Source organism: Amazonocrinis nigriterrae CENA67, from assembly GCF_016056305.1.
In the GTDB taxonomy this organism is placed as follows: domain Bacteria; phylum Cyanobacteriota; class Cyanobacteriia; order Cyanobacteriales; family Nostocaceae; genus Amazonocrinis; species Amazonocrinis nigriterrae.
The window spans coordinates 1-9,233 of the sequence record NZ_JAECZC010000103.1 but is presented as its reverse complement, the minus strand read 5'-3'; the positions used below and the strand labels follow the sequence as shown (position 1 = coordinate 9,233).

General features: G+C 43.8%; 12 protein-coding genes. 4 read left to right on the top strand and 8 right to left on the bottom strand.

The features are described from left to right. Together I8748_RS32375 and I8748_RS32370 are read left to right on the top strand one after the other, a co-directional pair. A partial coding sequence (locus tag I8748_RS32375; RefSeq protein ID WP_198128575.1) for a transposase occupies window positions 1–410 on the top strand: 410 nt, incomplete at its 5' end. 32 nt (window positions 411–442) lie between these two features. Continuing rightward, a complete protein-coding gene (locus I8748_RS32370; protein ID WP_015137800.1) occupies window positions 443–793 on the top strand; it encodes a four helix bundle protein in 351 nt (116 codons plus the stop codon). A gap of 567 nt (window positions 794–1,360) precedes the next feature. Here I8748_RS32370 and I8748_RS32365 read toward each other — a convergent pair. The 5 genes from I8748_RS32365 to I8748_RS32345 form a co-directional block, all read right to left on the bottom strand. After that, a complete protein-coding gene (locus tag I8748_RS32365; protein ID WP_225896621.1) occupies window positions 1,361–1,525 on the bottom strand; it encodes a hypothetical protein in 165 nt (54 codons plus the stop codon). A gap of 249 nt (window positions 1,526–1,774) precedes the next feature. Then, window positions 1,775–2,830 carry a hypothetical protein gene (locus I8748_RS35540; RefSeq protein ID WP_225896620.1) on the bottom strand — a complete coding sequence of 352 codons (1,056 nt, stop codon included), beginning with the start codon at window positions 2,828–2,830 and terminating at the stop codon, window positions 1,775–1,777. Between the two features lie 39 nt (window positions 2,831–2,869). Continuing rightward, on the bottom strand, window positions 2,870–3,319 hold the full coding sequence (locus tag I8748_RS32355) for a hypothetical protein (RefSeq protein ID WP_198128574.1): 450 nt from the start codon (window positions 3,317–3,319) through the stop codon (window positions 2,870–2,872). 9 nt (window positions 3,320–3,328) lie between these two features. Next, complete coding sequence (locus tag I8748_RS32350; protein WP_198128573.1) at window positions 3,329–3,769, bottom strand: BRO family protein; 441 nt, start codon at window positions 3,767–3,769, stop codon at window positions 3,329–3,331. A gap of 41 nt (window positions 3,770–3,810) precedes the next feature. Beyond that, window positions 3,811–4,077 (bottom strand): hypothetical protein, encoded by a 267-nt coding sequence (locus I8748_RS32345; protein ID WP_198128577.1) that lies wholly within the window; start codon window positions 4,075–4,077, stop codon window positions 3,811–3,813. Window positions 4,078–5,164: 1,087 nt separating this feature from the next. On the opposite strand from I8748_RS32345, the gene I8748_RS32340 reads away from it, so the two are divergent. Further along, a complete protein-coding gene (locus I8748_RS32340; RefSeq protein WP_198128572.1) occupies window positions 5,165–5,413 on the top strand; it encodes a hypothetical protein in 249 nt (82 codons plus the stop codon). A gap of 11 nt (window positions 5,414–5,424) precedes the next feature. Here I8748_RS32340 and I8748_RS32335 read toward each other — a convergent pair whose 3' ends face one another. The 3 genes from I8748_RS32335 to I8748_RS32325 form a co-directional block, all read right to left on the bottom strand. Continuing rightward, the gene (locus I8748_RS32335) at window positions 5,425–5,940 is read right to left on the bottom strand and encodes a DUF3122 domain-containing protein (protein ID WP_198128571.1); all 516 of its coding nucleotides are present in this window, start codon (window positions 5,938–5,940) and stop codon (window positions 5,425–5,427) included. A 323-nt stretch (window positions 5,941–6,263) separates the two neighbouring features. After that, entirely contained in the window at window positions 6,264–7,964 is a 1,701-nt protein-coding gene (locus I8748_RS32330) for an iron uptake porin (RefSeq protein WP_198128570.1), read from the bottom strand. Between the two features lie 58 nt (window positions 7,965–8,022). Beyond that, window positions 8,023–8,481, bottom strand: a complete 459-nt coding sequence (locus I8748_RS32325) for a DUF4363 domain-containing protein (RefSeq protein ID WP_198128569.1) — start codon at window positions 8,479–8,481, stop codon at window positions 8,023–8,025. A gap of 290 nt (window positions 8,482–8,771) precedes the next feature. Between I8748_RS32325 and I8748_RS32320 the strand changes: the two genes are divergently transcribed. Continuing rightward, window positions 8,772–9,137 (top strand): helix-turn-helix domain-containing protein, encoded by a 366-nt coding sequence (locus tag I8748_RS32320; protein WP_198125864.1) that lies wholly within the window; start codon window positions 8,772–8,774, stop codon window positions 9,135–9,137. Window positions 9,138–9,233 lie beyond the last annotated feature (96 nt).

Below are 9,233 nucleotides of genomic sequence, written 5' to 3'. Positions count from 1 at the left end.
CTTCCTCCCATCGTCCTCTCACCCCCAGTCGCGTCACAGCTTTAGTCTTGCGACGACCAGAATTAATACAGCCTAATGAGCATGAAATCATCGCTCAACTACAAACAGCCCATTCTGATTTGAAGTCAGCTATTGAACTAGCTCAACAGTTTGCATCTGTTGTGCGTCAACGTCTGAGCGAGCAGCTCGATGCTTGGTTAAACAAAGCTAAAAACAGTTCGGTTTCTTTGTTGCGCTCCTTTGCTGTTAGTTTAGAGTCTGACTACGATGCTGTCAAAGCAGGTGTAACTATGTCAGTCAGCAATGGCCCCGTTGAAGGGCATATTAATCGACTGAAAATGTTAAAGCGGCAGATGTATGGTCGAGCCAAGATAGACTTACTAGAACGACGATTTTTGTTGGCTATTTGAGGAGAAAATTTTCACAATTTACACTTGGTTATATGAGTTATAGAAATCAGTTTATCTGGCAAAGGGCGGTTCAACTTGCTATCAATTGTTATAAATTTACCCGCCTATTTCCTCAGTCAGAATTGTATGGTTTAACCAGCCAAATCCGACGTTCTTCTGTATCTGTAGCGTCCAATATAGCTGAAGGCTATGGTAGGCGTTCCAAGCCAGAATATATCCAGTTCTTACATATTGCGTTAGGTTCTTTAAGAGAACTTGATACGCAATTAATCATTGCCAAAGAAGTAGATTTAGCTGATAAAGACCTTTTCACTCCTGTATTGAATGAGGTGGAGGAAATGCAAAGTATATTAGTTGCTACTTTAAACAAACTCAAGGGTTGAAATTATTACTTCTACTCTTCCGACTTCTGCCTTCTGCCTTCTGCCTTAAAGTGCGTAACCTTTCATCATCACCAAAATCTGACAAGAACCCATCATGTTTTGGCTTATGTCAAACTGGGAAAAGCCAATCCCTTAAAGCCTTTTGGAGCTTTCCTTTTCAGCTTTTGACTATAAATTTTACTTTCTATTAGAAAATAAAGGCTCAAAGTTTGATTAGATAAAGGTTACAATGTTTAGCTACGATTATTGTTTTCCGAAAGTGACAGAACAAGGATAGCTCACATCTTGCACCAAGAAAAATTGATGTAATTTTATTACTCAGTAAAAAAGCAAAAGCCTTGGTTTAGCAACAAGAGCCTATAAAAGTAAGGTATCTTTATCGCGCATCTTTTTACTTTACCTGGGGTTGTACGTAGAGGTGCAAGATATGAGCCTCCCACGGGCGCGATTAACGCTCCCGCAAAATATGAAACAAGCACATTTTTTTGAGATTTCTCAAAGCCTTACTGTATAAGGGTTATAAAATGTGCAAGTTAAGAGATAGGCTAGTAGCTAACATAAAACCCGTTACTCCTCCAATCCAACTTCACCAACACCCCTTCCACCGCCACCAATCCCCACTGCGGAAATTTCTGCATCAGTTTCTTGATAACGCTCCGCACTCGCAGGGTCATCAGTCCAACACTGCATTGAAAATTCATCCACAGGATTTTCGGGCAATTGTTCCGCCATCTTGAGTCTCTGCGTCCACCCTGTTTGTGCTTTTGACCTTGCAGCAATCACCAACAACTTGTGCTATCACTCTCCCACTGGAAACCGCCGCATCATTTCCGCAACCGCCACTGCCTCACCATCTGCCGTATACACCACACCCGCTGACATCGCCGGCGCCGCTGTTTCTTGTCCCACTCTAACCAAGCACTAACACCAGAAGTCACAGCATTCTTACCCTTAGCGCCAAAGAGTGCGTGATAAATTTTCTTATTCAGGACAGGGAAACTGCCGCATCATCTGCTGCAAATCTACAGGCTCCCCATCTGGTGTATACACAATACCACCCGACATTGCCCCGACTATCTTTTTGTTGTAGGCCCAACGAAACCACGCGCTAACATCTGAGGTAACGGCATTCTTCCCCTTCGCCCCACTTTTACAGCTGTTGATGAACAGCCCAGTGGGATTATTACACCAGCCTTCTGCGATCGCTTCCTTCACCCGTGCGATCGCACCCTGTACGTTCCCCCAATACTTCCTCACCACCCCCAAGCATGGTTCAGGATTAATCCGCAACCTCTTCAACTCGGTACAAACTTCTTTAATCTCGTGTTTGGTGGGCTTATGGGAATTGTCAGCCAAGAGTGCGTTCTCCTCGTCAAAGTCAGCCAAATCCAGTTCCGACTCGTCAACGTAACAAGCTGTCCGAACTGGCTGTGACACAATTGCGTCATTCGCTTTTTGCACAACATCGCCGGGGGCGGAAGAATGGCCCTCATAAGGGTCTATCTCGTTAGACGAGTAATCCGGTTCAAGGTCATCAACGTAGTGAGTAACCGGGGCCTGTTCTTCTATCTCTGGTTCAGCCTCATTTGTTTTTTTTAGTTCAACAGCATCGTGTTGTTGTGGCTTAGAAGCTTCAGGATTGGATCTATGGTGTTGTTCTACACTGAATCTCGAATGTTCAGTTTTGCCTGTGCCATGTTCAAGTAACTTATTGAGTACATCGAAGTTTAATTTATACTGCCATGTTCTATCCTGTCCGTTGCCGGGGTTCTTCTGCTTTTCGATGATGCCCAGTTCTTCAAGTAGAGCGATCGCAGCCCGAATAACATGAAGGCTATGTTCACCCATCAAATCAGCATAAATCTTTTTAAGTGGCTGGTATACCCAAGGAGTACGATGATTTTTCACCTTCCACTTTGTCCAATGCCTGAAGTACTCGATGAGCTTGGCAGCGCAGAAGTTACCCGTGATGTCCAAGTATTCGCGCCGCAGAATCACCAGGACAGAAAATCTCTCAGCAGAGGCAATGCTACCCATCTGCTACCTCCCATATACTCGTTGTAAAAATTGACTTGCCTAAAACGGCATATTGCGCTGGTCTTCTTCTGGCGCTTGTGACCAAAAATCTCTCAAAGCTTCAAATTTCGCCGCCTCAAGCTGCTGCTTCTGTTCGGGCGACACTTTGCCCACCAATCGCTGTAACTCGTCCTTTTGCTTCTGCTTCATCTGCTCAGCTGTGACAGCAGGTAGAGCCGGGGCTTCACCTTGCCCCTGCTGCGACGGGCGGAAACGCCGACGACGAGACAAGTAGCAAAAGTGACGTTTGTCAGGGGCAGGCAGCTTGCGCCATACCTCGGCATCCCAGCCTGGGGGCATAAAGTCAGCTGATGGGGGTAGCAGGGTTTGGAGTTGTGCGATCGCTCTTACGTGTTGTTCATTTTGGGCTTGGAGTTGTGCGATCGCTTGCCCTTGTGCTTCAATGATTTGGTTTTGCTGCTTAATTTTCTCTAACAGTTCTTGAATCAACTCTTGGGCCTATGGTGCTAACTCAGCTTCACGGGTTTTCACTGCAAAGTAATTCTGTGCTGCGGCTATTTTTGGCTTGCGCGGATCACCATTCATGGACACCAAATAGCAAGCGTGTCTCGATAGCTTAAAATCTTTCAGCACTTCCCGAAAAGCCTGGGAGTCGCCAATTTGCGCCATTTGGACAACATCGTCAAAATGGTAGGATAATTCCAGACCAGAATTAGAGGCACTAACTTTTGCTCTTTCAACAGTGTCTTTGATTCTCTTCCAAGTTCGATAACCAAGAATTGTTAACAATTCGGTTGCTAACCAATACTCGTTACCAAGTTCATCAATTTTCTTGATTTGGTCGAATAAGCTCTCAGTATTCTTTTGAGTTGATGTGATTAATTGCATATATTCCTCCAAAATTAAGCGCATGAAAATATCGGCAGCAGTTTGAGCCATGCTGCTTGTGTTGTAGTGGTGATGTGGGTGTAAGTTGTTAGCTACTGGCTTGAATCAACCCACAGACGCAACTCGGTTTTGAAATAACGGTCAGTCTTTTTAGGTTTGTCCTGCCAATGCTGCCAAGCTACCCAAACTTCATCCCCTAAATCTTCGATAACCTCGCCTTTTGCGTTATACAAAGTACAGTAGAATGCGATTCGTTCGTCCGAAATGGATTCATTCCAGGGATGGACGGCTTCAATAGGGAAACCAACATAGGTTGGGCGCACTCTTAAAGACCCTACTGATGACAACTTAATAGCCATGTAGGTGAGAGCAAGTACCCTAGAAAACTCAAGTCCTATCCTCCAGACGCAGGAGCGAAAGCACTTCCCCCAGGTTCGCGACTAGCCATCAACGCCTGAAGCGGGGATGAAAGGTGAAAGTAGCTGGTAGCCTAAAACCAGTGACACTGAGCAAGTGTTTATGGATAGCTAACGCGAAGATACGTCTAACCGCCTTGAACGTTACCCAGCGAAATCAGGCTGATACGCTGGAAGTCCCAAAAGGGCAAAAACTAAGGGAATCAACGAGGTTCTCTCTCAGTTGATATGCGTTTCCTGAACATAGGTGGAAAGTATCATCCTAAAAACACAAACCAATGGCTATTAGGAACGAAGTAATCCACTTGTTGCTCTCAGGAAAGGTCTAATTCCTGAGCAGTCAGCTAAGACGAAATATCTGTCTAATCATCGCTCTTACTTCAATCGTGTGTATTCTGAACACCTCAACCCAATTACGGGTTGTCCTACCCGAACCGAAGGAATTACGCTGCTCGTCCAGCCTACTTGGGGTTCGACCTTTCCCTAGACCCTCAGTTCGTTTTTATTCGTTCCCTCACAGAGATTGTTTCGTTCCTTTAGGCGTAGCCAATTCAACCAATGGATTCCCTAGACTCATACCGCTATTGAGGACATTTGCGGCGGGAATAATCTCCAATGGAGTCGGGTTTTGTCTGTTGTGTCCCGCTCAAGGCTGGGTTGCTTTTTGAGGCTCTGTTTCACCTTGGGAACTCCCTGTTAGCACCAGTGTCATCTCACAACAGATGTCTGATTGCGCCCTGTTTCCAGCTTCACTTTCCAGAAGTCGAGTCTGGGAGCGCGTGGACAGATAAGGAGTCACACCTGAGTCAGGTGGGCAGGACTTTCACCTGCATCTATCTGAGAGTTCAACCAAATCTAGAAATAGATTTGGTTGGTGAGGTTATTTACGGACTGATTACCGTGATTCACTCACATCGAATTGCACCCCCTCTGCCTTTATGAGGTGACTATTTCAATGAGATGATGCACTTGTATTGCATAAGTATGCAGAAAAACTATATTTAATGGAGTAGAAGCATAAAAGTAGCCAATGCCTAGCAAAATCATCGACGTTAAAGAATACACAGTTAGAGCGCACAAACGCGAAATTCACACCCGCATTTTCAACTTTGTGTGTAAACAATGTGAGCAGCCCACACAACGCGAGACTTATGGCCCCCGACCACTGTACTGTGAGCAATGCCGCGCTCCTCAACCGCCCAAAAAATCCGTAGTTCCTCTCAAGAAAAGAAAACCCAGAGCTATGACTTACGACAGCGGTAAAGGCATCGCAGGATGAACTACGGGTTATCAATCAATCTCTGTCAGTAGCCATTGCCACTCAGTTACTACAGAGTTGGGTATGTTAAGAACTAATGGCTGTCCGTTCTTAACTGGTATATGGAGTTTGAGCGCATCCGTAGTTGGCAGTTTGGGTAGAACATCAGTTAGTTCATATTCACCCACATTAAGGGCGGGTGCAGCTAAAGCGTAGCCATCCAATGCCAAAAGTAATTTTCCACCCACTGTTTCAATTTCTAATGGTTGGGGATGAGCGACTTCAACCACGCCAGGAAACCCAACCAAGCGCAACCTTAATTCTTTAATTGGATTGTTGTAATTCTGCTTGAACAGCAGTACTTGCCAAGCGTATCCTTTTTCATCCTTGATAGATACTTGCGAGTGATAGCGTAAAACGCCTGGAGAATCATGATGTTGCCTCAGCAGCGCCTGTGCTGACTTTGTACCCCATCCACATAAAGTTAATGTTAGAAGAACTATTAAGGCACAACGCCAGAAATATTGTGGAAATTGATACATGGGCATACGAGTTTACATTTAATTGTGCGATCGCGCTCTTAGCGGGTGCTTCTGCTCTAACATAGCTTCGTGTCAACCCCAACAACACCCCATACCCTGCAACGCCAGTCTGCTCAAGTCGGGAAACCCACAAAACAAGGCTGTCTCCCCGTTGAGTGCAAGTGGCGTTGCTGAGTAGAAAGCAAGTTATTTCAAGGCTAGTAGCAATCACCACTATCCTAAACTATGCTTCGACTGCTATATTTTTATACACCCAGAAGCGAAACCAACAAGGGTACAGAGCTTTCTACCAATTACCCTACAACACCCCACATCCTTCTACTTGACTTTTAGAAAGTAAAAGTGGTTCTCAATGCACCAATGACATCATCATTGTGATTGCTGTTATTATCCGGCGAAGTCAACCAAATAATTCCTGGAGTAACACTAATATTGTCGCTCACCTTATACTGATAGAATGCTTCTACATGGTATGAATTGTTTTTATCTTTGCCGATTTGAGCAACACTTGAACTTGTCACATAAGGCTCCATACCAACCACGATACCTGCTAGATTGCCTTTTTTACCAAGGTCGGGAAATGCCAAAGTAACCGCCCAGTTCCAGATATCAAGAGTTCCCCGATTAACTCCACTTCCATTGCTTGACAGTATACGAGTATTAGTGTAGCCAGCCCAGCCACCCAAGATAAATTTATCACTCAGTTGTAATGATGCCTCTGCACCATAGGCATTGCTGGATGTGGGTAAATCGGCACCAGAAAATGGAGCTAAAGCATCTGGTAAGTTAGGATTATTCAGTAAAGCTGAACGCAGGTTAGCACGGTTACTGCCTGTACTACCATTGGCAGTAAAATCATTGTTGTATGAATTAACGTAAGTCAAACCAAGGGTAAATTTTTCGGTAGGTTTGACAGTTAACTGGGCAATGGCTCCATAAGGGCCATTAAATAAACCACTTTTATTTTGAGGATTGGCTGCATCATTAGCTAAATACCCCAAACTTAGTTCCAAATTCTTGCTGAACTGGTGTTGGATGCCTAAACCCGTACCATTGACTAGATAGTAAATAGGGTTACGAGTCCCAAAATGAGAAATAGCACCGCTACCACCATCTCCATCTAAGTAAGGGTTGACTGTATTAGTAAAATCATCGGCTGCACCTGCATTTGCTTCCACGAAGACATTTGTATTCTTGGCGAGAGGGTACTGATATAACAGCGCGTCTATCCCGACATCGTTGTTGTTGTCATTAGCAAAAGTACCACCAGCAAACCGGAAGTCACCTTGTGGTGTGAATGTAGAGTTTCCAGAGAAGGCATTCAAATTTGTGGCTTGAAGTCGAGTTCTGAGTAAATCTTTACCTGTAAAGCTAGTGTCAAAGTTGAGGCGGATGCGATCGCCTAAAATAGTATTGCGATTAATTTTTTCTCCACTGGCATTATCACCAGAGGCAATTCCAGCCACGGCAAAAATAGCTTCACCATTGAGTTTGGTTGTAGTAGAAAACTGATGAGCTTCCAGTTCACTAGTGCGTGATTCCAGCGCATCCACTCGACCGCGTAAGGTGGCCAATTCGGCGCTAAATTCCTCTTGCAATTTTTGTAATGTGGCTAAATCTTCTTTCTTGACCAAATTATTAGTTGAAGTACCAATGAGTTCATTAATACGTTCTAGACAAGCATTCAAACCCGCTGCAAATTCATATCGGGTCATGGCTCGATCGCCGCGATATGTTCCATTGGGATATCCAGCAATACAGCCGTAACGTTCTACTAGTGATTGCAAGGCTTGAAATGCCCAATCAGTGGGCTGCACATCTGATAATTGAGATACAGAGGTCACTTGCGCTACTGCATCAGTAGTTGCTATTGGATCTAGAGATTGCTCAGTTTGATTACTTTCAGAGTTTGAGGTGGTGTTATTTGCAGGTGATGCGATCGCCAGTCTACTATAACCAACAATTGGGGCAACAAGCACAATTAATGGAGCTTGGCGAAGAAAGCTCCAGATAGCTTTTGCTTTTGACATTTTTCTGCCTCACACAAAAAATTAAATCAGAACTACGATACGTCTATGTATTTAGCTCTTAAGGTTTAGCTACACTAGTGATATTCTTGTTAAGAGACTCTAAGGCTGTTAGAAGTTTCTGTTTATTTGGAGCAGAAGCTTTAAGCCCTGCCTTGATCTCATCAGATTTATCTTCAATTTCTTTGTAGGTATTGGGAGATTTAGCTTTAACTCCATCCTCAACTTTTGACCAGAAGTCCTCAAATTTTTCAAATTCTCCTTTAGCTTTGCTAAAATTTCCCGCCTCAACTGCTGTCTTAGTATTGGTAACAACACCCTGTAGACCTTGAAATTCCTTTGTTACAGTGGAAGTGGCTGCTGTTTTAGTGTTGGTTGTTGCAGTGGGAGTGGCTGCTGTTTGAGAACTAGAATTTTCGGCAGGTGAAGTCTGCGTAGTAGATTTTTCGGCGTTGTTGCATCCAACCAAAGCTATCATGCTGATTAGAGCAACTATCAGTACTTGATTAAAACGGCTCATGACAAACTCCTTAACAAAACTTATTTTTGTCAGCTCTTGTCTTCTCAAGGCTTTTGAGAATGGTGTTCCAGAGACAACTAATGTTCAGATATTACACCTACTATGAGCAAAAATATCTGGTGATATTTCTGCCATTCCAAATATTAAAGGTATCAAGGTAAAAAACTCGGAAAGAAACTATATTTTATCTTTCCGAGTTTTTTACCTGCTGTGCTTTATCTTACAGCGTTTTTCAATTGAATAGACACCAAATTTAGTAAACTGAAGGAGCAGCAAAAATACTCATAGTTATGCCGGCTCCCTACTCAACAGATTTACGCCAACGTGTGATAAATGCTTATGAATCCAAACAAGGGTCGCAACGCCAATTGGCTGAACGCTTTCAAGTGAGTGTATCCTTCATTAAAAGGTTAATTCGTCGCTATCGAGACACGGGACAGGTGACATCTTTGCCTCATGGAGGAGGTGCGATCGCTAAAATCAGGAATAGTAGTTTGGCAGTAATTGAGCAGTTAGTTGATGAGCAACCAGATGCAATACTTGAAGAATTATGCTCTGGTTTTGCAGCCAAAAGTGGTGTCGAAGTCAGTGTTACGACTATGCATCGAGCAGTTCAAAGGTTGAAGTTGACCACTAAAAAAAACACTATATGCTAGCGAGCAAGACAGTTCACGAGTCAATCAAATGCGCTTTGATTATCGAGATTGGGTTTTAGGTATAGACCCACATAATTTGGTATTTGTAGATGAATC